The organism is Streptomyces sp. NPDC054961, from assembly GCF_053609145.1.
The window spans coordinates 19,166-40,089 of record NZ_JBSGWY010000007.1; the positions used below are offsets into that span (position 1 = coordinate 19,166).

General features: G+C 68.6%; 28 protein-coding genes. 21 read left to right on the forward strand and 7 right to left on the reverse strand.

What is annotated here, in order from left to right:
* Window positions 1–347: 347 nt before the first annotated feature.
* The 3 genes from ACWF9Z_RS09410 to ACWF9Z_RS09420 all read right to left on the reverse strand — a co-directional run bounded on the left by ACWF9Z_RS09410 (window position 348) and on the right by ACWF9Z_RS09420 (window position 2,539).
* Window positions 348–770 carry an NUDIX hydrolase gene (locus ACWF9Z_RS09410; RefSeq protein WP_453599381.1) on the reverse strand — a complete coding sequence of 141 codons (423 nt, stop codon included), beginning with the start codon at window positions 768–770 and terminating at the stop codon, window positions 348–350.
* Between the two features lie 65 nt (window positions 771–835).
* On the reverse strand, window positions 836–1,699 hold the full coding sequence (locus ACWF9Z_RS09415) for an SDR family NAD(P)-dependent oxidoreductase (protein WP_453599384.1): 864 nt from the start codon (window positions 1,697–1,699) through the stop codon (window positions 836–838).
* A 32-nt stretch (window positions 1,700–1,731) separates the two neighbouring features.
* A protein-coding gene (locus tag ACWF9Z_RS09420; RefSeq protein WP_453599386.1) for an IS5 family transposase occupies window positions 1,732–2,539 on the reverse strand; the annotation gives its coding sequence in 2 pieces (ribosomal slippage) (window positions 1,732–2,215 and window positions 2,214–2,539; 810 coding nt in all).
* A gap of 180 nt (window positions 2,540–2,719) precedes the next feature.
* Here ACWF9Z_RS09420 and ACWF9Z_RS09425 point away from each other — a divergent pair.
* The 8 genes from ACWF9Z_RS09425 (at window position 2,720) to ACWF9Z_RS09460 (ending at window position 8,905) form a co-directional block, all read left to right on the forward strand.
* Complete coding sequence (locus ACWF9Z_RS09425) at window positions 2,720–3,577, forward strand: hypothetical protein (protein ID WP_453599389.1); 858 nt, start codon at window positions 2,720–2,722, stop codon at window positions 3,575–3,577.
* A gap of 504 nt (window positions 3,578–4,081) precedes the next feature.
* Entirely contained in the window at window positions 4,082–5,317 is a 1,236-nt protein-coding gene (locus ACWF9Z_RS09430) for a helix-turn-helix domain-containing protein (protein ID WP_453599392.1), read from the forward strand.
* 58 nt (window positions 5,318–5,375) lie between these two features.
* Window positions 5,376–5,780: a hypothetical protein gene (locus ACWF9Z_RS09435; protein ID WP_453599394.1), complete on the forward strand. Its 405-nt coding sequence runs from the start codon at window positions 5,376–5,378 to the stop codon at window positions 5,778–5,780.
* Window positions 5,777–5,986, forward strand: coding sequence for a hypothetical protein (locus ACWF9Z_RS09440; RefSeq protein WP_367205518.1), 210 nt, complete (start codon window positions 5,777–5,779; stop codon window positions 5,984–5,986). The genes ACWF9Z_RS09435 and ACWF9Z_RS09440 overlap by 4 nt, the downstream gene beginning before the upstream one ends.
* Before the next feature lie 84 nt (window positions 5,987–6,070).
* Entirely contained in the window at window positions 6,071–7,189 is a 1,119-nt protein-coding gene (gene amcB / locus ACWF9Z_RS09445; protein WP_453599397.1) for a cyclophane-forming radical SAM peptide maturase AmcB, read from the forward strand.
* A 56-nt stretch (window positions 7,190–7,245) separates the two neighbouring features.
* A complete protein-coding gene (gene amcA / locus ACWF9Z_RS09450; RefSeq protein ID WP_453599831.1) occupies window positions 7,246–7,428 on the forward strand; it encodes a multiple cyclophane-containing RiPP AmcA in 183 nt (60 codons plus the stop codon).
* A gap of 68 nt (window positions 7,429–7,496) precedes the next feature.
* Window positions 7,497–8,171 (forward strand): pentapeptide repeat-containing protein, encoded by a 675-nt coding sequence (locus ACWF9Z_RS09455; protein WP_453599400.1) that lies wholly within the window; start codon window positions 7,497–7,499, stop codon window positions 8,169–8,171.
* Between the two features lie 14 nt (window positions 8,172–8,185).
* The gene (locus ACWF9Z_RS09460) at window positions 8,186–8,905 is read left to right on the forward strand and encodes a hypothetical protein (protein ID WP_453599403.1); all 720 of its coding nucleotides are present in this window, start codon (window positions 8,186–8,188) and stop codon (window positions 8,903–8,905) included.
* 327 nt (window positions 8,906–9,232) lie between these two features.
* Here ACWF9Z_RS09460 and ACWF9Z_RS09465 read toward each other — a convergent pair whose 3' ends face one another.
* Window positions 9,233–9,634, reverse strand: coding sequence for a winged helix-turn-helix transcriptional regulator (locus tag ACWF9Z_RS09465; protein WP_453599405.1), 402 nt, complete (start codon window positions 9,632–9,634; stop codon window positions 9,233–9,235).
* A 35-nt stretch (window positions 9,635–9,669) separates the two neighbouring features.
* Between ACWF9Z_RS09465 and ACWF9Z_RS09470 the strand changes: the two genes are divergently transcribed.
* The 5 genes from ACWF9Z_RS09470 to ACWF9Z_RS09490 all read left to right on the forward strand — a co-directional run bounded on the left by ACWF9Z_RS09470 (window position 9,670) and on the right by ACWF9Z_RS09490 (window position 12,785).
* Window positions 9,670–10,401 carry an NADPH-dependent F420 reductase gene (locus tag ACWF9Z_RS09470; protein WP_453599408.1) on the forward strand — a complete coding sequence of 244 codons (732 nt, stop codon included), beginning with the start codon at window positions 9,670–9,672 and terminating at the stop codon, window positions 10,399–10,401.
* A 220-nt stretch (window positions 10,402–10,621) separates the two neighbouring features.
* On the forward strand, window positions 10,622–10,981 hold the full coding sequence (locus tag ACWF9Z_RS09475; protein ID WP_453599410.1) for a hypothetical protein: 360 nt from the start codon (window positions 10,622–10,624) through the stop codon (window positions 10,979–10,981).
* A 133-nt stretch (window positions 10,982–11,114) separates the two neighbouring features.
* The gene (locus ACWF9Z_RS09480; protein ID WP_453599834.1) at window positions 11,115–11,276 is read left to right on the forward strand and encodes a glycosyltransferase; all 162 of its coding nucleotides are present in this window, start codon (window positions 11,115–11,117) and stop codon (window positions 11,274–11,276) included.
* Between the two features lie 463 nt (window positions 11,277–11,739).
* Window positions 11,740–12,075, forward strand: coding sequence for an ArsR/SmtB family transcription factor (locus ACWF9Z_RS09485; protein ID WP_453599412.1), 336 nt, complete (start codon window positions 11,740–11,742; stop codon window positions 12,073–12,075).
* Window positions 12,075–12,785 (forward strand): cation diffusion facilitator family transporter, encoded by a 711-nt coding sequence (locus ACWF9Z_RS09490; RefSeq protein ID WP_453599415.1) that lies wholly within the window; start codon window positions 12,075–12,077, stop codon window positions 12,783–12,785. Before ACWF9Z_RS09485 ends, ACWF9Z_RS09490 begins: the two co-directional genes overlap by 1 nt.
* 97 nt (window positions 12,786–12,882) lie before the next feature.
* Here the strand turns inward: ACWF9Z_RS09490 and ACWF9Z_RS09495 are convergent, their stop codons facing one another.
* Window positions 12,883–13,422 carry a universal stress protein gene (locus ACWF9Z_RS09495; protein ID WP_453599417.1) on the reverse strand — a complete coding sequence of 180 codons (540 nt, stop codon included), beginning with the start codon at window positions 13,420–13,422 and terminating at the stop codon, window positions 12,883–12,885.
* Window positions 13,423–13,687: 265 nt separating this feature from the next.
* Here ACWF9Z_RS09495 and ACWF9Z_RS09500 point away from each other — a divergent pair, with 265 nt between their 5' ends.
* Both ACWF9Z_RS09500 and lysA read left to right on the forward strand, forming a co-directional pair.
* Window positions 13,688–14,065 (forward strand): SAV_915 family protein, encoded by a 378-nt coding sequence (locus tag ACWF9Z_RS09500; protein WP_453599420.1) that lies wholly within the window; start codon window positions 13,688–13,690, stop codon window positions 14,063–14,065.
* Window positions 14,062–15,396 carry a diaminopimelate decarboxylase gene (gene lysA / locus ACWF9Z_RS09505; protein ID WP_453599423.1) on the forward strand — a complete coding sequence of 445 codons (1,335 nt, stop codon included), beginning with the start codon at window positions 14,062–14,064 and terminating at the stop codon, window positions 15,394–15,396. The genes ACWF9Z_RS09500 and lysA overlap by 4 nt, the downstream gene beginning before the upstream one ends.
* A 136-nt stretch (window positions 15,397–15,532) precedes the next feature.
* Here lysA and ACWF9Z_RS09510 read toward each other — a convergent pair whose 3' ends face one another.
* Window positions 15,533–15,817, reverse strand: a complete 285-nt coding sequence (locus ACWF9Z_RS09510; protein ID WP_453599426.1) for a hypothetical protein — start codon at window positions 15,815–15,817, stop codon at window positions 15,533–15,535.
* A 54-nt stretch (window positions 15,818–15,871) separates the two neighbouring features.
* On the opposite strand from ACWF9Z_RS09510, the gene ACWF9Z_RS09515 reads away from it, so the two are divergent.
* The 6 genes from ACWF9Z_RS09515 (at window position 15,872) to ACWF9Z_RS09540 (ending at window position 20,480) form a co-directional block, all read left to right on the forward strand.
* A complete protein-coding gene (locus ACWF9Z_RS09515; protein ID WP_393783199.1) occupies window positions 15,872–16,603 on the forward strand; it encodes a MerR family transcriptional regulator in 732 nt (243 codons plus the stop codon).
* A 765-nt stretch (window positions 16,604–17,368) separates the two neighbouring features.
* Complete coding sequence (locus ACWF9Z_RS09520) at window positions 17,369–17,695, forward strand: PadR family transcriptional regulator (RefSeq protein ID WP_453599430.1); 327 nt, start codon at window positions 17,369–17,371, stop codon at window positions 17,693–17,695.
* The gene (locus tag ACWF9Z_RS09525) at window positions 17,692–18,048 is read left to right on the forward strand and encodes a DUF1048 domain-containing protein (RefSeq protein WP_053713307.1); all 357 of its coding nucleotides are present in this window, start codon (window positions 17,692–17,694) and stop codon (window positions 18,046–18,048) included. The genes ACWF9Z_RS09520 and ACWF9Z_RS09525 overlap by 4 nt, the downstream gene beginning before the upstream one ends.
* Window position 18,049: 1 nt before the next feature.
* Entirely contained in the window at window positions 18,050–18,376 is a 327-nt protein-coding gene (locus ACWF9Z_RS09530; RefSeq protein WP_053713308.1) for a DUF1048 domain-containing protein, read from the forward strand.
* 314 nt (window positions 18,377–18,690) lie between these two features.
* Window positions 18,691–19,692: an ATP-binding cassette domain-containing protein gene (locus ACWF9Z_RS09535; protein WP_453599434.1), complete on the forward strand. Its 1,002-nt coding sequence runs from the start codon at window positions 18,691–18,693 to the stop codon at window positions 19,690–19,692.
* Entirely contained in the window at window positions 19,689–20,480 is a 792-nt protein-coding gene (locus tag ACWF9Z_RS09540; protein ID WP_453599437.1) for an ABC transporter permease, read from the forward strand. Before ACWF9Z_RS09535 ends, ACWF9Z_RS09540 begins: the two co-directional genes overlap by 4 nt.
* A 154-nt stretch (window positions 20,481–20,634) precedes the next feature.
* On the opposite strand, the gene ACWF9Z_RS09545 is transcribed toward ACWF9Z_RS09540, so the two are convergent.
* Window positions 20,635–20,808, reverse strand: coding sequence for a hypothetical protein (locus tag ACWF9Z_RS09545; RefSeq protein ID WP_389796829.1), 174 nt, complete (start codon window positions 20,806–20,808; stop codon window positions 20,635–20,637).
* Window positions 20,809–20,924 lie beyond the last annotated feature (116 nt).

The following is a 20,924-nucleotide window of genomic DNA, read 5'->3' on the forward strand; positions in this document are numbered from 1 at the left end:
GATGACGATGGAGGTCCTGAAGCTCCGTGTCGGACGGGATCCCGTCCGGCTGTCGGCCTCCGCAGGATCTCTCATACAAACCGCTCATCCACGGCGACGCCGCGCGCCGGGTGTCCGGCATTCGACGAGCACCCCAGGAGACCTGGGCCGACGGTCGGCTGGGCCCGCCTCGACCGGCGGTTCCGGCGGTCCTGGCCGATAGTGATCCCAAAGGATCACGCTGACCTGGGGACATTCATGGACCGCTACCCGCCCATCGCCGAGCACGGCCTCATCGGCGACCTCCGTCGGGGCCGGCCGATGCATCTCGGCGTTGGCCCCGACGGCAAGTCCGCAAAGACGGACGGCTACTTCAGGGCGCCGGCGCCGATGGCGCCCCGGAGGACGTGGGCGATCTCCTCGGGCTTGAGGCCGATGCCATCGAGCCCCTCCACGGTCAGCGGAACCTCCTCCAGCGCGTACTCGCCGCGGCCCTCGGGGCTGAACTCGGGCCCGGTGCGGTCCTCGAACGACCACGTCGCGATGCGGGCGAGGTAGAAGAGCTGACGCTCGTTGTCGGACTCCATCGTGTGGAGGAGGCGGACGATGTCAGCCTTCCCCGCGATCTCTTCGTGGATCTCCCGGTGGAGGGCGGCTTCCCGGGACTCGTCGCTCTCCTCGACCCCGCCGCCGGGCAGCACCCAGTACACGGGGATTCCGGGCTTGGTGCGTCGGATGACCAGCATCGTGTCGTCCGCGGTGACGAGGACGGCTCGGACTCGTTCCTTCATTTCGCTCTGTCTCCTTGCTTGTTGACGTCTCAGTGCAGCAGCCAGCCACCGTCGACGTGGACGGATTACCCAGTGAAGAACGACGCGGACGGGCCGACGAGGAACGCCACCAGGGCCGCCACGTCTTCGGGGCGTCCACGTCGCGGGACGCACTGGCGGTTGATCTGGTCTTCCGGGCGGGCCCGGTGGTGGGCGGGGATGGCGGTTTCGGCTTCCACCTCGATGGCGCCGGGCAGGACGGTGTTGACGCAGATACCGTACGGGCCGAGCTCACGGGCCAGGGAACGGGTCAGGCCCAGGAGGCCCGCCTTGGCTGTGCTGTAGGCGACGAGGTTGGTGCGGCCGGCGCGGGCGTTGACGCTGCCGATGTTCACGATGCGGCCCCAGCGGTGTTCGATCATGCCGGGGGTCAGGGCGTGGCAGGTGCGGTAGTGGGCGGTGAGGTTCACGTCGAGGGAGTAGTTCCAGGCGGCTTCGTCGGTGTCCTGCCAGGGGACGCGGGGGTAGGAGCCAGCGTTGTTCACCAGGATGTCGACGGGGCCGATCGCGGCGCGGACGAGGTCGGCCATGGTCTGGACGGCGCAGGCATCGGTCAGGTCGGCATTCGCCGCGATCCCGGGGCTGCCGTCGCGCTCAAAGGCAGCGAGGAGGGCGTGGGCATCGGGGTCCTGGCCGAGGTGGTTGACCGCGACGGTCGCGCCGGCGGCGGCGAGCGCGCGGCCGATCTCAGCACCGATGCCGGTGGCCCCGCCGGTGACGAGGGCTGTGCGGCCCTGGAAAGGGCGGGCCTGGAGAGGGGTCTCAAGCAGGGGCAGAGCCATTCGCCGGAACTGGATCTCGACTGTCTGCGGCTCCACGCTACGCAGGAGGGAGGTCTGCGTCACGTCCCAGTGCTGCGCCTCCTCGTAGGCCTCTTGACTGAACGCCATGTCGCACAGTCCCTTAAGAGCTCGTAACACGATCATGAATGGGGCTTCTTGAGACGTCTCCAGCAGATGAGGCTGCAAGCAAGGGAGACGAAGGCGTCGTGGAGTTCGGTGCGGCGTTCCCAGCGGACGGCGAGGCGTCTGAACTGGTGGAGCAGGGCGAAGCTCTGCTCGACGACGTAGCGGAGCTTGCCCATGTCCTTGATGTTCGGGCATCCCTTGCGGGAGATGACGGGCAGGATCCGGCGTTTACGCAGCTCTTCCCGGTTCGGGTTCGAGTCGTAGCCCTTGTCGCCGAGCAGGGCCTCGGGACGCCTGCGGGGCCGGCCGGTCCTGCCCGCGACGGGCGGAATGCCGTCGACGAGGGCGAGGGTCTGGGTGACGTCGTTGACGTTCGCCGCGGTCGTGATCACCTTGAGCGGAGTACCACGTCCGTCGCAGATCAGATGGTGTTTGCTACCCGTCTTCCGCCGGTCGACCGGCGACGGACCGGTGTCGGCGCCCCTTTTTTCGCCCGGATGTGGGAGCCGCCACGCAGGCTCTGGACCAGTCGAGGCGGCCGGCCGCGTTGAGCTCGGCGAGCAGGACGTGGTGCAGCTGGTCGAAGACACCGGTCTTCTGCCACCGCTCCAGTCTGCGCCAACAGGTCTGTCCGGAGCCGAACCCCAGTTCAGGTGGCAGGAGTTGCCAGGCGATGTCGTTGCAGAGCACGTACAAAATGCCTTGCAGGCTCAGTCGGTCCGCCACCGGCCGCGGCCCTGGTGACCTCGTCGGCCAGGGCGGCACCAGCGGCTCGATACGCACCCACAAGTCGTCGCCCACGATCCACGGCCGAGTACTCACACCAACACGAACGGCCGAATCATCACACCAGTCACGGCTGACCAGGACATCTCATCAAGATCGTGTTACGAGCTCTAACGGTCAATGATGGGACGGCATTTGATGCGCACCATGTTGACGGCTCGATCGTCCCCGTGAGCCTGTAACTGCTACGGTCATCCGTCCGCCGAGGAGGTCGCCATGACTGAATCCCTGCCCGTTGCCATCCAGGTGGATCTGCGCCGCCAGCCGGTGGAAGACGTGCTGGAACGTGTGGAGAAGGACCTGCGTGTGCGATTGGATCGGCAGGCGCTGGTGCGCAAGCGCCGTTCGTTGGGGAGCCGAACGGAGCGGGGCACGTGGGTGCGCATCGAGCGGCGGGGATTCGAGCGGATCGGCGCGCAGGGCTGGAACGGGACCGAGGCCGCCGCCGTCCTGCACGGCGTCGTCATGCCCGAGTGGCTCCGGGGGGTGGCGTGGCGGGAGCCGGGCGAACCGGTGATGTGGCGCGCGGATGAGCTGGAGCTGGTCGCCTCGCCGTCTGTCGCCACGGGAGCCATGGTGCTCGAAGATCCACTCCTGCCCGATGCATGGTGGGAGGCGCTGAATGCTTCGCTGGACGCGCTTGCCGCCCAGCGGACGCCTCGGATCGCGACGCCGGACACGGTGACGATCACCCAGGAGCAGGTGACGCAGACCCTTGGCGAGGTCTTCCCCGGCATTGCCGATATGCGGATCGAACGGTGGGCGCCGGCTCATGCGGATTTGACGTGGGCCAACGTGATGGGCCCGGAGTTCTCCATCATCGACTGGGAGGACTGGGGCATGGCGCCCCGGGGCCTGGACGCCGCAACCCTGTGGGGCAACGCGCTGGCCGTCCCGACGCTCGCGGACCGCGTCCACCACGAACGGCATGCAGATTTGGAGAGCCGGGACGGCAAGCTGATGCAGCTGTTCTTCCTGTCGAAGATCGTCGGACCCCACGCGTACGAGGAGGACCCGCTGTTGGCACCGGCCAGGAAGGAAGCCGAGCGGTTGGTGGGCGAGCTCCAGCGCTGACGGGGGTGGAGGGTACGGAAGTACCGGTTCAGGGGGTAGCGCTACCTCGGCGGCCAAGGGGCGGACCAAGCCGGGCCGGCAGAGGACCCTTAGCTGGCCAGACAATCCGGGCCCCTCGGCTCGAGGTTCTGAGACTCCTGGACCGGCGCCGCGTCCCGGCCTCAGCCCCCGCCTTCAGGCCCCTTCCAGCTACTGGGCATTGACGAGTGGTGTCCCACCGGCCTGTCCGTACCCAGCTCGGCCCAGATCAGGAACGCAACCGCCCCCATCCCTAGCAGTCCGACCGGAATCAGCACAGCAAGCAGCCACTCAGGCATGCCCCCAGACACCTCCCCGTACCCTGCCCAACCAGCATAGAAGCCCTCACTGACACCGCCTCAGGACGAGTCACGGACTCGTCACAGGGAGCTTCTGCATGCTGAGATCCCTTGGCCAAGGCCCACCGTCTGGCCCGCCCCAGCGGTACCTTCGCGTCAGAAGCGTTCGCAGATCGGGGTGGTGGGTGTGAGCGGGTACATCGAGGAGCAAGAGCGGATCGGACAGCGGGTCCGGCGGCAGAGGCTCTCGGTCGGAATGACTCAGGCCGACCTCGCAGCTGCGCTCGGGCGGACTCAGGGTTGGGTGTCCAAGCTGGAGAAGGGACGGATCGAGCTGGACCGGTCCGGGCTGATCAACGCCGTGGCCGCCGCGCTCCACTGCCATCCGAACACCTTGATCGAGCGCCCGTACTCAGGCGGAGGAGCCGAGACCAAGTGGCAGGTCTCCGCAGCCTCCATCATCCGGGAGCTGCGCCGCTACGACCTGGCCCCCGTCTTTGACGGCACCCCTCGGCCGTCCGAGGTGCTGTGGCACGACATGAAGCGCCTGCTCCGCCTGCGCGACGCTGCGGCGAACGCCGCCGTATTGAAGGAGCTGCCGGACATGCTGCGCGAGGCCCGAGCCCTCGCTGAGGCATCCGTCGGCCACGAACGTGAAGAGGCGTTCGCGATCTATGCGGTGGCCTGCAAGTTCGCGCACACCGCGGCCCATGCCCTCGGACATCCCGAGCTGGTTGCCATGGCCTGTGAACGGGCCACCTGGTCCGCGCAGCTCTCAGGTGACCCGGTGATGCCGGCGATGGCGCTGTGGATGCGCATGTGGGACACGTGGGCATCGGCCGACTGGGACGACGCCCTCGCCCTCGGGGACAAGGCCCTCGCCGGCATCGAAGCCGAGTACGAGGCCGGCGACCCTCTCGCCCTGCGTATGTGGGGCGCCCTGCACCTGCGGGCCGCGATCTCGTCCGCGCGCAGCGGGAACGCCGCTGGGTCCGATGAGCGGCTCGCGCTCGCCCGTACGGCGGGCGAGCGGGTCAACTCCTACGTCGGGCCCGAGATCCACGACCGACACTCGGTCACGTTCAGCCTCGGCAACGTCGTCATCCACGGCGTCAGCGCCGCCTTGGAAATGAGTGACCAGACGAAGGCCCTCCGGCTCAACCGCGAGGCGGACCCCGCGCACATCGCGGTTCTGCCGAACTCCAGGCTCGGTCACCACCACATGGACCTTGCCCGCGCGTGGCTGTGGGACGGCAACCGCGACCAGGCCCTGACCGAACTGGAGACCGCAGAACGTATCGCTCCCCAACTGGTCCGCAATCACCCTGTCGCACGCGCGACGCTGCGGAAGATCATCTACGCGGAGCGGGCTGCTACGCGCCAGCGGCTGCGCGGCATGACCGGACGATTTTCGCTGGACTGACCTGGGGACATTCCACGGATTCATATTGCTCCGTAGCCGGGCGCATACGTTCCGCTACATGACCTCGACGCGTCGCACTGACCATGACCGCGTACGACAGCAGGCGGACGACCCTGATCCCCGCTGGCCGCTGCGCGGCGACCTTGCGTACGACACCGCAACCTCCCGCACAGGTGTGGTCATAGACGTCCCCGGGGACACGGGCACCACGGTCTACCGCCTGTGTCCCGAGGGCGGGGGCGAGGACGGCTGGAACGCCTCGCTCGACACCCTCGTGCCCACGGAGGACGCCCCCGTTCCGCTCCCCCGCAGGGCCCCCGGCGGCACGATGCAGCACGGGCCCGAATACGCCCCGTGGGACGACCCCTTCGGCAATCCGGACCCCAGTCCCTCCCTGAGGGTCCGCGCCAAGCGCGGCATGGAGCGGTTCAGGAAGTCAGCCGGCACGGACGGTGCGGCATGAGCAGCCGGCCCTCCTGGCTCTACGAGGGCGCCCGCGTGCTGGACCCTGCCGAAGACCGCGAGGGGATCGTCCAGTTCATCGGCGACTGGGAAGACCCCAAGAGCCGGCGCTTCATCCCCGAAGCCGTCTTCCTACGCCCCGAGGGCGGCGGCGTCGAATGGGTCGTCGCCGACCACCAGGCCCTGCGCCAAGCCGACCCCCGCTGACCCCACCGACGCTCCGCCCGGTGCCTGCAACAGCACCACTATCCGGGCGGGACATACAGTCCGAACCCGATCGAGAGGAGCACGATGCAGAGTGCATTACGGCTCGCGGCCAGGCCTCGGTCTGTGATCATGCAGCCGACCACGAAGTGTCTGCCCATGGACTGCACGTACTGCTACTTGCCGTTCCGCAAGATGAACCACTTGATGCCCGTGACGGTTGCCGAGGCTGTGGCCGCGTCCGTCAACCCGTGGGCAGCTCACGATCCGGCATTCGAGGTCGTGTGGCACGGCGGGGAGCCGCTGGCCACCGGCCGTGAGCACCTGGCCGCGCTCATGTCCCCCTTCGAGGGCGCGCAGCACAGCGTCCAGACGAACGCGGCTCTGGTAGATGACGCCTGGTGCGAGTTCCTGCTGGAGCGCGAGGTGCACGTCGGCGTCAGCGTCGACGGCCCAGAGGACATGAACACCCACCGCGTCACTCTCGCCGGCCACCCCGGATTCCGCGTCACCATGCGAGGCATCGAGCGCCTGCGCCGCCACGACATCCCGTTCTCCGCCATCGCGGTCGTCTCCGACCCGGCCCCCGAGAACGCGGCTCGCTTCTACGACTTCTTCGCCGAGCTGGGTGTCACCACCCTCGGCGTCAACGTCGAAGAGGAAGAAGGGGTCAACCGCAGGGCCAAAGACTCCGATCCCGTGCGCGCGACCGAGTTCTGGGCCGCCCTCGCGGACGCCTGGCGGGCCAACCCGGTGATCCGGCTGCGGGAGATCCAGCGGGTGCTCAACTTCGCCGGTGCCGTTCTCGGTAGCCACGACACCGCCCCCACGCCCACCTCCGCACCTTGGGATCCGATGCCCACCGTCGCCTACGACGGCGGGGTGGTCATGCTCTCCCCAGAGCTGGCAGGGTTCACCGACGCCCGGTTCGGCGACTTCACCACCGGCAACGTGCTCAAGGACGGCTTGGACGTCCTCGTGGCCGAGGCCGAGGAACGCACCTCCTGGATCCCCGAGTTCTGGCAGGGCGTCGACGCGTGCCGCGCCACCTGCCCCGCCTTCGCCTTCTGCGGGGGTGCCCACGCCGCGAACCGGTACTTCGAGCATGCCGGCCGGTTCGACGGGACCAGGACCCGGTACTGCACCACCGCCAAGATCGCCCTACTCGAAGGAGTCACGCGACATGTCCGTTCACACGCCTACTGACGCCGCCACACTCGTGATGGACTCGGCCGAGGGATTCGAATCCCTCCTGGAGGCCGCTGGCACCGCCGCCGTCGCCCGCTGGGAGAACCCCTGGACCAACGCTACCTGGAGCAACCAGCCCACCTCCGAAGCCGCGCACGCCAAGCCCCCTCGCCGCGTTCGACAACCGCCCGACCTGGGACAACCCCACGGCCACCTTCGACAACCGGCCCACCTGGGACAACTGGAAGAACAAGTAGCACCCGCCGACACCTGGGCGGTCCCGCCGACAGCGCGGGGCCGCCCCGCCCCAAGGACAAGGAGCACCATGGCCACCCGCACCTTCGGCCACGCCACCATCACCCTGCCGGAGCTGGACGAGCCCGGCCTCTACCTGAGCAACGTCGACAACCTCGACAGCACCCGTGGCACCGTCCAGGACTTCGCGTACGGGGACGCCGATCTCCGATCACTCGACCTCACGCAGACCCAGCTCGTCACCGGCAGGATGACGGGTATCCGCGCGAAGCGGGTCGAGTTCGAGGCGGTCAACCTCCACGGCGTCGAGATCAGCGACAGCGACCTCGGCTCGGCACGCTGGACCGGAAGCAAGCTGACCCGCGTCCACGTCCGGGACTGCAAGCTGATGGGCGCCTCCCTGGACGGCCTGGTGCTCGACGACGTGCTCTTCGAAGGCTGCAAGCTCGACTTCGCCACCTTCGAGAAGGTCCGCGTCACCGGCCCCGTGGCCTTCATCGGCTGCGTCCTCACGGAAGCCACTTTCACCGACTGCGACCTGTCCGACGTCGTGTTCACCGACTGCACGCTCCGGCTCACCGAATTCGGCACGGGCCGCTACCGCAACACCGACCTTCGCGAGAACGATCTGTCAGCAATCCGAGGCGTCGCGAACCTCTCCAAGGTCCGCATCGATCCGGGCCAGCAGTCCGACCTCGCCGAAGCCCTCGTGAACGAACTCGACATCACCATCGGGGACGACTGACCCAGGAGGACCCTGTGCCCCTGCACATCGCCTACGGCGACCCGTCCGTCCTCCGCGCCCGCTGCGAGATCGCCACCGTCCGGACCGCCCGCCCCGGGGAAGCCGCATACGAGCCCGGCGCGATCATCCCCGCCGGGCAGTGGCGCCCCATGAACGAAGCGGACGTCAAGGCGGTCACGGCCCCTCGTCGGCCCCTGGACAGCACCATCGTGGAGATCGTCCGGCCCCCGTTTCGGGAAGGGCTCCCCCTCGAAGACCTCACCGGCCCGTTGGGCGACCCGGACGCGGTGTACCTCGGCCAAGCCCTCGCCAAGCCCGACATGACCACGACCACCGACAACTACGAGGACGGCCGGCTGATCGGGCTGCACCTCGACAACTGGGACAAGCTCAAGTATGCCGACAAGCACACCGGGCGCCGCAGGATCTGCCTCAACCTCGGCCCCGGAACCCGGTACATCATCTTCGGCACCATCGACGCCCAAGCGGTCTGCCGGGCCGTTCATCCCGACGACCACGCCCACCGCTTTCCGCACACTCAGGATTACCGCGACTATGTCGCCAGCGGCCGCCCCATCCGCATCATCCGCATCCGCCTCGCCCCCGGCGAGGGCTACGTAGCCCCGACCGAATACCTCCTGCACGACGGCTCCACCGAGGCCCAAGACCAACCCTCGGCGGCCGCGTTCTGGCTCGGACACTGGCCCCGCGGGATCCTGCCCTCCCGCATTTGACCCTCACCACGATGCCCCCTCTCCAGCCCAGAGAGGGGGCATCGTGGCATGTGATCCAGAGTGCCTCGCCTGCTGGTTCCCACGGCGCACTGCCGCAGCTTCATTGTCGCGTTCGACCCCGAAGCACCCACTGGCTACGTAGGTCACATGCAGGAACGGTTGTTGCCTGATTCTGGGAACGACCGTGGGAGGCTGCTTGGGGAAATGTTGGCGAGAAACAGGAACTGGGCCCCGCGGGTGTCTCGCGACGGCAGCCTGCAGCGGCGGCTCGTCAGCCAAGTCGGGGGTCGTGAAACGTCCTGGCTAGCTCCTGTACGGGCGATCTTCTCAAGGTGCGAAGCTGGCCTGGGCCGCCAGGACGGCTTCGGTGTAGCGTCCCGCCCACGCGCCCATCGCACGGATCGGGCCCAGCAGCGCGAGGCCCGCCTCGGTGAGGGAGTAGTCGACGCGTGGTGGCGCCTCTGCGTACGCCTGGCGTACGACCAGGCCGTTGTACTCAAGGCGGCGCAGGGCTTCGTTGAGGACCTTGGGACTGATCCCGCCGATGCGGGTGATCAGTGCGCGCGGCCTCATGGGTCCGCTCTCGCCGAGGATGTACACGATCACGCTGTCCCAACGGTTCGACAGTACTTCGAAGGCCACCCTCGCTTGGCAGTCGGCGGCGTACTCGCCGCCGCCCAGGTCCTCGTTCAGGCCTTGTGCGTCTGCCTCTACCGCCGCGTCGCTCATGCGATCATCCTGCCCGGCCCGATGCACACCATGTGGTGTGCATCGGCGCGCCTAGCGTCCTTTCCGTCACACCTCGCACATCTCGCGACACGGACGACAGGAGCAAGCACATGCGCATCGGCATTCTTGGTACAGGGGCGATGGCCACGGCCCTCGGCGCGGCCTGGGTACGCGCCGGCCATGACGTTCGGGTGGGCGGTAGGGACACCGAGGCGGCCTCCCGCACCGCCCTGCTCACCGGCGCCTCCGAGCACGGCAGCCTCGCCGAGGCCGCGGCCCACGGGGACGTGGTACTCATCGCCGTACCGGCGGACGCCGCCCCGCAGTTGGCCAAGGAACTGGCCCCCCTGCTCGCCGGGCGGACGGTGATCGACTGCACCGTTCCCATGTCGCCAGGCGAGGACGGCCCTGCCCTGACCACGGGCGGCACCACCTCCGTCGCCCGGCTCATCGCGGACGCCGCCCACGGCGCCCATGTGGTGAAGGCGTTCGGGGTGTGCCACGAGAGCATCTGGACCCTGGACCGGCCCGCCTTCGAAGGGGCCCCGCTGGCGGTGCCGTTCTGCACCGACCAGCCGGGTGCCGCCAAGCGGGTGACGGAGATCATCACCTCCATGCACTGCTCGCCTCTGCCCTGCGGCGGGCTCGATCGCGCTGCCCTGCTGGAGGCCGCTGCCGTCTTCGCCGTCGGCGTCTGGTGGTCGGGCGCCGAGGCCCGCTTCGCGTTCCCGGCCCCGGCCCTGGCCCCGGGGGCCGTGGACGACTAGCCAGGGACTTGTCCGGCCGATCCCGCGTGCGGCTGTGGATCGAGTGGGTCCTGCCAAGTCCATCGCGTTGCGCACGTGAGCACAACCACGATCCCGAAGCAAGCACCGAGGTGTTCCCGGAATCCGACGACATTCCTTTCCGGATGAGGCAAGCGTTCCTGCGGCCGGACAACAGACGTTCTCGAAACCCTGCTACATAGCCAACCCACAGTGCCACCGGATGACCGTGCCGTTCCACGAGGTCGCTCAACTGCATCGACATCTGGAGATGCCGTACCGCATCCGCCTTCGGCCGGCCTCTCCGGACGCCCGAAGGGAGCTGACCGACGAAGCCAGCTCCCTTCTCGCCCGTATGGCCCTCCACCACGCCTGGCTCCAGATTGAAGCCTCCAAGGTCGCCGGACCATACTCTGGCCTCGTCGGGGCCGCGCGCGCCGAGGCCGGCATCCACATGAGCGAGGCGTGGCAACAGCCGCCGATCGACACAGACAACGGCATGAACCAGGGTGCTGCCTACCCCCGCGACCGCTCGAACGCCGCACCCGCCGCCTGTATCGAGGCCATGCTCCGGAGCCTCTGACAGTTAGGCTCCGTACAGCTGGTCGCGTCGGCCCCGTACGCCCAGCCCACGCCTTCTTCACGACCGCTACAGGACGAACGTTCTGCTTCTTCTGGTCCCCTCGCAGGTCGAGGATGCTTTCCCGCGGGTGATCGTGGAGGCCGGACTTCACGGCGTCGCCACGATCGGCTCGTGTCGGGGCGGCATCCCCGAGGCGGCCGGGGACGGCGGGGTAGTCCTTCACCCGGACGACGTGGACGCCTGGGTGAAGGCGATCGGCGGTCGAGGTAGAACTCCAACTGCCAGAAGTCGGTGAGCCGCTTCCACCACAACCGCTTCACGGCGTAGGCGGGGTCCCCCTCCGCCAGATCGATCACGGACCGGTAGCCGGCCAAGAAGGCGGGGATACGTTCGAGGTCGAAGACGCCACTGACGCCGAACTGCACCCGCGCGTTCCGCGCGACCTCCTCCCCACAAAGTTCGCAACCGTCGACAGGCCGACCGCGACGGCGATGCCGGCCGTGGTGAGCGAGAGCCCGGCACCGTGGATGACACGGGCGAGCAGGGCGAGGCCCACGATTGACATCGAGGCGAGGAGTCCCGGCGTGGTACGGCCCCTTGACACCCAGCGGCCCCGTCTCCGGGTCCGCACCACCGCGCACACACCCTCGCCCCGGACGTCCAGCCGCTCACATATATGCCCTCCTAGGCAAGCACGCCACCAGCAGCGCATCAGTACACAGTTTTCTGAATTCAGGATCACGTGTACTGTCGGTTGGGTGCTGACGATCGCCCCAGACATCGAGGTGCTGGCCCGGTTCGGCCGCGCGCTCGCCGACCCCATCCGCTGCCAGCTGCTGCTCGCCCTGCGCGAGGCACCCGCGTATCCCTCCGATCTGGCCGACCGCATCGGCGTCTCGCGGACGCGACTGTCCAACCACCTGGCCTGCCTACGGGACTGCGGCCTCGTCGTCGCCCTGCCCGATGGGCGCCGAACCCGCTACGAGCTCGCCGACGAGCGGCTCGGACACGCCCTGGATGACCTGCGGGCGGCGGTCATCGCCGTCGATGCCGACCGCACCTGCGCTGACGCTGACGAGGAGGGCTGCTGCTGATGGCTTCCATATCCTTCGGACCGGCCCCGGCCCGCCGTGATCTGCTGGCCCGACGCATAAGGTTGCTGGTCGCTGCCACCATCACCTACAACGTGATCGAGGCCGTCATCGCGATCACCGCCGGCACGATCGCCTCCTCGACCGCGCTGGTCGGCTTCGGCCTCGACTCGGTCATCGAGATCTCCTCCGCAGCTGCGGTCGCCTGGCAGTTCTCCGCCCGTGAGCACGAGGTACGCGAGGCCAGGGAGAAGACAGCGCTGCGGATCATCGCCGTCTCCTTCTTCGCGCTCGCCTTCTACGTCGGCGTCGACTCCGTGCGCGCTCTGACCGGCACGGGTGAGGCCGAGCACTCCCTTACCGGTGTCGTCCTGGCCGCCGTGTCCCTCGCTGTGATGCCGTTCCTGTCGGCCGCCCAACGCCGTGCCGGCCGCGAACTCGGCTCCGCGTCCGCTGTCGCGGACTCCAAGCAGACCCTCCTGTGCACGTACCTGTCGGCGGTCCTGCTGGCCGGACTGCTGGCCAACATGCTCCTCGGATGGGCCTGGGCCGACCCGATCGCCGCCCTGGTGATCGCCACCGTAGCCGTCAAGGAAGGCCGTGACGCCTGGCGCGGCGAGTCCTGCTGCGGCCCCATGCCTGTCGGCGACGCGATCAAACCTGGCGAGACCGGGGCCAACTGCGCGTGCCCGCCCGGCTGCGACTGCTGCTGACAGCGCACGCGGTCAGCTGAGCACGTCGATCGCATGCCGAAAGCCCCGTTCCCCGTTCGACACGTGCTCGCCTCCTCACGGCGATGGCGTCACCGGCTCACGGAGTCAGCTCCCGCGGGTCCAGCGGCATTCTCCAGAAGTTGCGTCGACGGACGGCATCGAGCTCGCTCTGGAGTGGAGATGGGGGCACAACGAGAACAGGGCAGGCTGCGTGCGCGAGGCAGTAGCGGGCCACCGAGGGGCGGACGAGGCGGCGCACCGCAGCGCGTGATCCCGTGCCGACGACGAGGAGGTCGTCCACGTCGCGGGCAGCGTTCACGAGGGCCGCGCCCGGGGTCCCCCGTACCGTGAGGCCGGCGAGAGTGACACCGGGCTTTACGGCACCGAACGCCGTATCGAGGACCTCACGGAGTCTTTCGGCAGCCGCGGCGCGGCATGTCGCCAGGGCGCAGGGCTCGAGGCCGTTGCGGCTTCCGAGTTCACCACCCGGTGACTGCCATGCCAGAACGACCCGCAGCTCCGCGTCGCGCACGCGGGCCTCTCCGGCCGCCCGGTGCAGGGCGGACAGACTCCCCGGCGTTCCCGTCACACCGACCACGACTCTTCGCACGGCCTCTTCCCTCTCTGCTTCGTCCACCAGTCCCCATAGAAGAGCCGGAGTGGAGGATGAGGCGATGTTGCTGATGGCCTTCTAACGCGCGGATCCGAAACCATGACGGGTTTTTGATGCCCGTGGCGCCGGCCGTCAGTGATCCGTAAGAACATGGCCGGTCGCCGTATGGGTCCCGTTACGAGGTGGCCACAGGTGCAGGGGTGCGGGGATAGCTTCGATGACGCGCCCCGGCCCGCCTCCCCGCAGCCGGGGCGCCGATCGCCACTCGTGGTTCCTCAGGGAGGGCCCCATGTGTTTGTTCCTGTACGACGACGACCCCGAGCCTGAAGAACAGGCCCCGGCCGGGCCTTTGTACGTGGCCGCCCGGCCGGGAGGAGCACACCAGGTGGTGCGGCTGTTCCGCACCCCGTTGGGAACCCGTACCGCCGTCGGCTTCACCAGCCCGGACCGGCTCGCCGCCGCGCTCGGCACGGCCCAGCCCTGGATCCGGCTCTCCGAAGCCGCTCTCCGGGCAATGTCCGAACCGCTCGGGGTGAACCTGCTGACCGTCGACCCGACCCTCACCGCTCCCCCGGTCACCGCGGCCGCGAGCACCGCCCTGCTCGCGGCACCGGTCACGCAGGCACCCGGAACCACGGCCCGGACGGCCTGGAGGGATCACACATGACTATCACCGCCCTCTCCGCCACACCGACCGACGCGCGTGAACTCTCCATATGGCCCGCGTCCATGACGCCGCTCCCGCACGGCGGCCTGGCCGTCGGCGGGGTACCCCTCACCGAGATCGCCGACCGGTTCGACACCCCGGCCTACGTACTGGACGAGGGCGAGGTGCGCGGGCGCTGCCGGACCTACCGGGACGCGTTCCCGGACGCCGACGTGCTGTACGCCGCCAAGGCGTTCCTGTCCCGCGCCATGGTGCGCTGGGTGCTGGAGGAGGGACTGGGCCTGGACGTCTGTTCCGCCGGTGAGCTGGAGCTCGCCGTCACCTCCGGTTTCCCACCCGAGCGCATCGTGCTGCACGGCAACGCCAAGTCGCCCCGTGACCTGGAGGCGGCGCTACGCCTCGGCGTGGGGCGGATCGTCATCGACAGTCCGTCCGAGATCGCCAGGATCGCGGCCGCCGTCGGCCCCGACGGGCGCCAGAAGGTCATGGTGCGCGTGGTGCCGGGAGTCTCGGCAGGCGGCCACGACAAGATCCGCACCGGTACGGACGACCAGAAGTTCGGCCTCTCCCTCACCGACGGGGGCGCGCAGCACGCCGTCACACGAATCCTCGGCCAGCCGCAGCTCGAACTGACCGGCCTGCACTGCCACATCGGCTCGCAGACCACCGACGTGAAGCCCTACCTGGTGGCCCTGCGCCGGATGGTGGGGCTGATGGCCCGCATCCGCGACGCGCACGGCGTCGTCCTGCCCGAGCTGGACATGGGCGGCGGCCACGGCATTGCCTACCGGCCCGGAGAACCCGCCTTGGACCTGACCGCGCTGGCCCGACGGCTGCGCGCGGAGCTCATTGAGGGCTGCGCCGCTGCCCGGCTGACCGTCCCCCGGCTTCTCATCGAGCCCGGGCGGGCCGTCGTCGGGCCGGCCGGAGTCGCCCTGTACCGGGTGCTCGCCGTCAAGCACACCGGCAAGAAGGTGTTCGTCGCTGTCGACGGCGGCATGAGCGACAACCCGCGGCCCGCCCTGTACGGGGTGCGCTACGCGCCCCGCCTGATCGGCAGAACCTCGGCTGCCGGACCCCGTACGACCACCGTCGTCGGCCGCCACTGCGAGGCCGGCGACGTCCTCGCTGCCGACGTGCACCTGCCCGGCGACATCCGCCCCGGCGACCTGCTCGCCGTTCCGGTTGCCGGTGCCTACCAGCTGTCCATGGCATCCGGCTACAACCTGGTCGGCCGCCCCGCCGTCGTCGCCGTCCACGAGGGCACTGCCCGGCTCCTTGTCCGGCGCGAAACCCTGCAGGACTACCGGAGCCGGGACATCGGCGTCTAGGGCCACGCCAAGGCACGTTCGCCGCCTGCGCTTCTTCATGTCTTCATGGTGAGATGCGGGAAGGAGTGGTCATGGACGATCGCGACGCGTAGCCATCCGAGCTGAGATCGCGTAGGTGCGGCGGCCGGGCGGATCGTCAGCCCTGATGACCGCCCGGTGCCTGCAGCAGCCGGTCCAGCTCCTTCCCGGCCTCTTCGTATCCGGCGTCGGAGATCCGTTGCAGCTCACGCAGGTCACCGGCTGCCACCGCGCGTCGGGTGAGTAGGAACCCGGCGTGCCGGGATCCCTCGTCCAACAGGCCGCTCAGCTCCGCGAGGTCGCCGGCCGCGTCCGCGAGGTCGGCCAGCCGGTCCAGCGCGGTCTCGTTGCCCTCGTCGGCCAGCTCGCGGAGGGTCTCCCGATCGGGATTCGTGTTCTCCATGACGCCATGCTGCAACCTTGCCCCTGGGGCAAGGTCAAGTGGGACGATGAGCGCGTGATCACCATCGGACAGCTGGCCGGCTACATCGGAGTGTCGATCAAGACCGTCCGCGTCTACCACGACAAGGGGTTGCTCCCCGAACCCGACCGCGACGCGTCCGGCTACCGGCGGTACGGTGCGAACGACGCCGTCGAACTGATCAAGATCCGGACACTGGCAGAAGCCGGCGTCCCTCTGGCTCGTATCCGGGATCTGAGAGCGGCGAGCGACGAGGAATTCCGGCAGGCGCTGGGAGAGATCGACGACGAACTCGGCGCCCGCATCCGCAGCCTGCAGGAAACACAGGGGCGGCTGCGCAGGCTCGCCGCCGGGCGGCTGGTACCGCTCCCCGGCGAAGTCGTCGCCCATCTGGAGGACCTGGCCCGTTGGGGATTCACGCCTCGATGGGTGGACCTGCAACGCGACTTGTGGATCCTCGTGTTCGCCACCCACCCGGACCGTGCGATCACCCTGTTTCACGACCAGGCCGAGATCTTGGCCGACCCGACGCTACGGCAGCTCTTCCTCGGCTACGACCACGCGCACGACCTCGACGCCGACGACCCACGCCTCGACGACCTCGCCCGCCGTATCGCCGAGGCGAATCGGGAGCGCTACGGGTCCGACGAACGGCCCGGGCTGGATACGGGCTCCGAGATCCCCGCCCTCATCCAGGGCAGGGTCAACGCTTCGTCCCCGGCATGGGAACGGCTCGACTCGCTCATTCGCGCCCAACTGAACGCATAAACATGAGCACCCGGGAGCGATCCGCGCGGCGCGCCACTTCTCGGACCGTCACAATTCCCGTGGCTGCGGCGTGGAGTGGGGTGGGCGAGGGCGCCTTCTCTTCCAGGTGGACCCGCATGGCACGGCCAGGGGTCTGTTCACCGTCCCAGTACGGCGCCGCAGACACGATCGACGCAGGCGGGCACCCCAGCGGTGGCGGACGACCGTAGACGGCCTCACCCGTCACTGGCTCGCGGTCACGCGTCCCAAGCGACGGGGAGGTACCTCACCCCGTAGGTGTCCCGCGTCTCAGGGCGCAGGACAACCTCCTCGGCCCGTACGGCCATGCGCAGCGTGGGAACGCACTCGAGGAGCGCTGAGAATGCGACCCTCATCTCGACAGCCAGCTGCGCACCCAGGCACCGGTTCTCGCCGTGGCCGGAGGGCCAGGTGCTTGCCCCGCCGGACTCCCTCCGAAGGTCGAGCACGTGGAGAACGGCGTAGCGCTCGGGGGCGCGGCACCCTCACGTGTAGGCGGAGCGCCGGGGTTCGTCCCGTGCGGTCGCGATCCGCAGCGGCGCCGGGACGTCTACGTGGTCGACGACGACGCTTTGCACCACTCGATCGCGATCAGCTCGCGGCAGACGCTCGAGGCCGGCAGTGGCGCGGATCGCAGGGTCCGGTCCCCCTGTTCGCCGATTGCTGGCAACCTCCACTACTCGGTGATACCGTATAGCTGTACTCGGTACTACGCAGTACCGGTGACGCCGAGGAGGAAGACTTGAGATGGACGACCTGACGGAGATGCTGAAGGGCACGCTCGAAGGGTGCGTGCTCGAGATCATCGGGAGCGAGGAAACCTACGGGTACTCCATCACCCGTCAGCTGAACGAGCTGGGCTTCACCGACGTCATCGAGGGGACGGTGTACACCATCCTGCTGCGACTGGAGAGGAACGGACTCGTCCAGGTGACGAAGCGACCATCCGGGGTCGGTCCCCCGCGCAAGTTCTACGCGCTCAACGACGCGGGCCGCGAGGAGCTCGCGAAGTTCTGGGCGAAATGGCAGTACGTCTCATCACGCATCGACAAGCTCAAGGAGGGCGGGCGATGAACTTCTGGGAGACCATCACAGGCAGTGATCTCACCAGGGAATGGAAGGCGTTCGAAGCCCGGGCCGCCGCCCTGCCGGGCGAATACCGAGCGGCGTGGGAACAGATCAAGGTCGATCTCCTTCCCCACGGGGACTTCACCGGCCGCAACCTGATGCCGATCCTCGACGCCGCCCTGGGACTGCTCGAAGAAACAGCGGCGGACGGACAGAGCGTCAACGAGGTGCTCGGCGACGACATCCGGGGCTTCTGCACGGCACTGGCCGGCGGCGAAGGGGCCCGAACCTATCGCGACCGCTGGCGCGAGCAGTTGAACAGGAACGTCGCCAGGAAACTGAGCAGGCTGGGAGGCTGACATGGGCATCCAGGACATCATCGAGGGCAAGAAGCAGTGGCGGGCGCACACGGCTCGGGTCAAGGCCCTTCCACCGGACTACCAGATCGTCTACAAGGAAATGCAGAAGTACCTGTTCAAGGTCGGACCCGTCGACCTGTCCGACGGCCCGCTGCTCCCCGGGATCGTCGATTTCTTCGAGGAGGGCGTCGCGGCGGGCAAGGGCGTCTTGCAACTCATCGGCAGCGACGTCGCGGCGTTCTGCGACGACCTGATCAAGGACTCTCCCACATATGCGGACGCCTACCAGGAATCCCTCAACAGGGAACCCGGCACGGCCGGGAAGTAGCCTCCACGGCTCACCTCAGTGGGCGTAGCACGCACGGCTCATCGCATCGGCGCGGCGCGACCAAATACGGTCCGACCGACCACCAGAGGCCGCCGCAGACCTTGCCCACCGAGGTGGCTGAGCAGCCCCGGCGAGGCCCGACTCAGCCCTGCCAACGCAGGCAACACCGTCGACGGTCAGGTCTCCGCGGCAGGGCGATCGTCACCCTCCCCAAGACGATGTGACGTGACTGACGTGCCGTCACAGACGTCCGCTTGAGCCGAATTCCGAAACAGCATCCCCCTGCGCCTCCTGCCTTCGAAAGGGAAGTCGCCATGCCTTCATTTGTCATGCCCTCATCCAGTCAGGTGGACGGTCGTCCGTCGCCGACCGCTGTCTCCGCCGTCGGACTACGCAAGTCCTACGGCGAAAAGCTCGTCCTCGACGGTATCGATCTGCACATCCCGGCCGGGTCCGTGTTCGCGCTGCTCGGCCCGAACGGCGCCGGCAAGACCACCGCCGTGAAGATCCTGTCCACGCTCATCACCGCCGACGCCGGCGAGCTGCACGTCGGCGGGCACGACCTGGCCGCCGACCCACAGGCGGTCCGCGCCGCGATCGGTGTCACCGGGCAGTTCTCCGCCGTCGACGGACTGATCACCGGCGAGGAGAACATGCTCCTCATGGCGGACCTGCACCATCTGCCAAGGAACGAGGGGCGGCGGGTCAGCCGCGAACTCCTTGAGCGCTTCGACCTGGTGGAGGCCGCGAAGAAGCCCGCCTCCACCTACTCCGGCGGCATGAAGCGCCGCCTCGACCTCGCGATGACGCTGGTCGGCAGCCCGCGGATCATCTTCCTCGATGAGCCGACGACAGGGCTCGACCCCCGCTCCCGCCACAACATGTGGGGCATCATCCGCGGCCTCGTCTCCGTCGGCGTGACCGTCTTCCTCACCACCCAGCACCTGGAGGAGGCCGACGAACTGGCCGACCGCATCGCTGTGTTGAACGACGGCAAGATCGTCGCCGAGGGCACCGCCGAGGAGCTCAAGCGGCTCATTCCGGGCGGGCACGTCCGGCTCCGCTTCACCGACCCGGTCGCGTACCAGTCCGCCGCTGACGCCCTGCGCGAGGTCACCCGGGACGACGAGGCACTATCGCTGTCCATCCCCAGCGACGGCAGTCAGCGCGAACTGCGCTCCATTCTCGACCAGCTCGACTCCGCCGGCATCGAGGCGGACGAACTGACCGTCCATACCCCGGACCTCGATGACGTGTTCTTCGCCCTGACCAGCCCGGCCAACGTCCCCAACCAGCCCAAGGAGACAGCCCGATGAGCGCCCTCTCTCTCGCTGTGCGCGACTCCAACACGATGCTGCGCCGCAACCTGCTGCACGCGCGGCGCTACCCGTCAGGGACCCTGAACCTGCTGCTCACGCCGATCATGATGCTGCTGCTCTTCGTCTACATCTTCGGCGACGTGATGAGCGCCGGCATCGGTGGCGGCGGCGCCGACCGCTCCGACTACATCGCCTACATCGTCCCGGGCTTGCTGCTGATGACCATCGGCAGCACCGTGATCGGGGCCGCGGTGTACGTCTCCATGGATATGACCGAGGGCCTCATCGCCCGCTTCCGCACGATGGCGGTCTACCGCCCCTCGGTACTCATCGGGCACGTCGTCGGCAGCGTGCTGCAATCCGTCATGAGCGTGGTCCTCGTCGGCGCCGTCGGCGCGGCCATCGGCTTCCGCTCCACTGACGCGACCGTCCTGGAGTGGCTGGCAGCGTTCGGGCTCATCGTGCTCTTCGCCCTGGCGCTGACCTGGATCGCTGTCGGCATGGGGCTGGCCAGCCCGAACCCCGAGGCCGCCAGCAACATGGCCATGCCTCTGATCCTTCTCCCCCTCATCTCCAGTGCCTTCATCCCGGCCGACACCATGCCCGGCTGGTTCCAGCCGATCGCCGAGTACCAGCCCTTCACCCCCGCCATCGAAACCCTGCGCGGCCTGCTCCTCGGCACAGAGATCGGCAATAACGGCTGGATCGCGATCGCCTGGTGCGTCGGCCTGATCGCGCTCGGCTACCGCTGGTCGACGGCACAGTTCAACCGCGACCCGAAGTAGCCGGGACGACCGTGCCGGCTGGCGTCCGTCCAGCTGCATGGCCTCTGGCTACAGCCGCGCGGGCCGTCCCACGGTCGTCGCGCTCCAGGACGGCACGGCCCGGTCCTCGTACGGCGCGGACGCCGGAGGACTACCGCAACCGGGGCATCGGCAGCTAGGGGCGGTAGACGAGCTCGATCATCATCGCGGCGATCACCGCCCAGACGCCGAGGCCGAGCAGCCAGAGAGCCTCGAGGAGGGCGCCGGTGGCGATGACGGTCAGGCCGGCCGCGCCGAGGGCGAGGATCGCCCGGCGGATGCCGCGATCGGGAAACCAGTCGATGGTCACGTCATGAGAATCGAGCCAGGGCCCCCCCCGGGCGGGGGGGGGGGGGGGGGCGGTGTATAAAAAACAAACACCACCAAACACCAACCAGATGTGGGGGGGTGGGGGGGGGGGGATGA

Bases quoted from the DNA above. Each gene is read 5' to 3' on its own strand.
- ACWF9Z_RS09410 (WP_453599381.1), bottom strand. From the start codon at position 770: ATGAAGGAACGAGTCCGAGCCGTCCTCGTCACCGCGGACGACACGATG.
- ACWF9Z_RS09415 (WP_453599384.1), bottom strand. From the start codon at position 1,699: ATGGCGTTCAGTCAAGAGGCCTACGAGGAGGCGCAGCACTGGGACGTG.
- ACWF9Z_RS09425 (WP_453599389.1), top strand. From the start codon at position 2,720: ATGACTGAATCCCTGCCCGTTGCCATCCAGGTGGATCTGCGCCGCCAG.
- ACWF9Z_RS09435 (WP_453599394.1), top strand. From the start codon at position 5,376: ATGACCTCGACGCGTCGCACTGACCATGACCGCGTACGACAGCAGGCG.
- ACWF9Z_RS09440 (WP_367205518.1), top strand. From the start codon at position 5,777: ATGAGCAGCCGGCCCTCCTGGCTCTACGAGGGCGCCCGCGTGCTGGAC.
- amcB (WP_453599397.1), top strand. From the start codon at position 6,071: ATGCAGAGTGCATTACGGCTCGCGGCCAGGCCTCGGTCTGTGATCATG.
- ACWF9Z_RS09455 (WP_453599400.1), top strand. From the start codon at position 7,497: ATGGCCACCCGCACCTTCGGCCACGCCACCATCACCCTGCCGGAGCTG.
- ACWF9Z_RS09465 (WP_453599405.1), bottom strand. From the start codon at position 9,634: ATGAGCGACGCGGCGGTAGAGGCAGACGCACAAGGCCTGAACGAGGAC.
- ACWF9Z_RS09475 (WP_453599410.1), top strand. From the start codon at position 10,622: ATGACCGTGCCGTTCCACGAGGTCGCTCAACTGCATCGACATCTGGAG.
- ACWF9Z_RS09490 (WP_453599415.1), top strand. From the start codon at position 12,075: ATGGCTTCCATATCCTTCGGACCGGCCCCGGCCCGCCGTGATCTGCTG.
- ACWF9Z_RS09500 (WP_453599420.1), top strand. From the start codon at position 13,688: ATGTGTTTGTTCCTGTACGACGACGACCCCGAGCCTGAAGAACAGGCC.
- lysA (WP_453599423.1), top strand. From the start codon at position 14,062: ATGACTATCACCGCCCTCTCCGCCACACCGACCGACGCGCGTGAACTC.
- ACWF9Z_RS09510 (WP_453599426.1), bottom strand. From the start codon at position 15,817: ATGGAGAACACGAATCCCGATCGGGAGACCCTCCGCGAGCTGGCCGAC.
- ACWF9Z_RS09520 (WP_453599430.1), top strand. From the start codon at position 17,369: ATGGACGACCTGACGGAGATGCTGAAGGGCACGCTCGAAGGGTGCGTG.
- ACWF9Z_RS09525 (WP_053713307.1), top strand. From the start codon at position 17,692: ATGAACTTCTGGGAGACCATCACAGGCAGTGATCTCACCAGGGAATGG.
- ACWF9Z_RS09530 (WP_053713308.1), top strand. From the start codon at position 18,050: ATGGGCATCCAGGACATCATCGAGGGCAAGAAGCAGTGGCGGGCGCAC.
- ACWF9Z_RS09535 (WP_453599434.1), top strand. From the start codon at position 18,691: ATGCCTTCATTTGTCATGCCCTCATCCAGTCAGGTGGACGGTCGTCCG.
- ACWF9Z_RS09540 (WP_453599437.1), top strand. From the start codon at position 19,689: ATGAGCGCCCTCTCTCTCGCTGTGCGCGACTCCAACACGATGCTGCGC.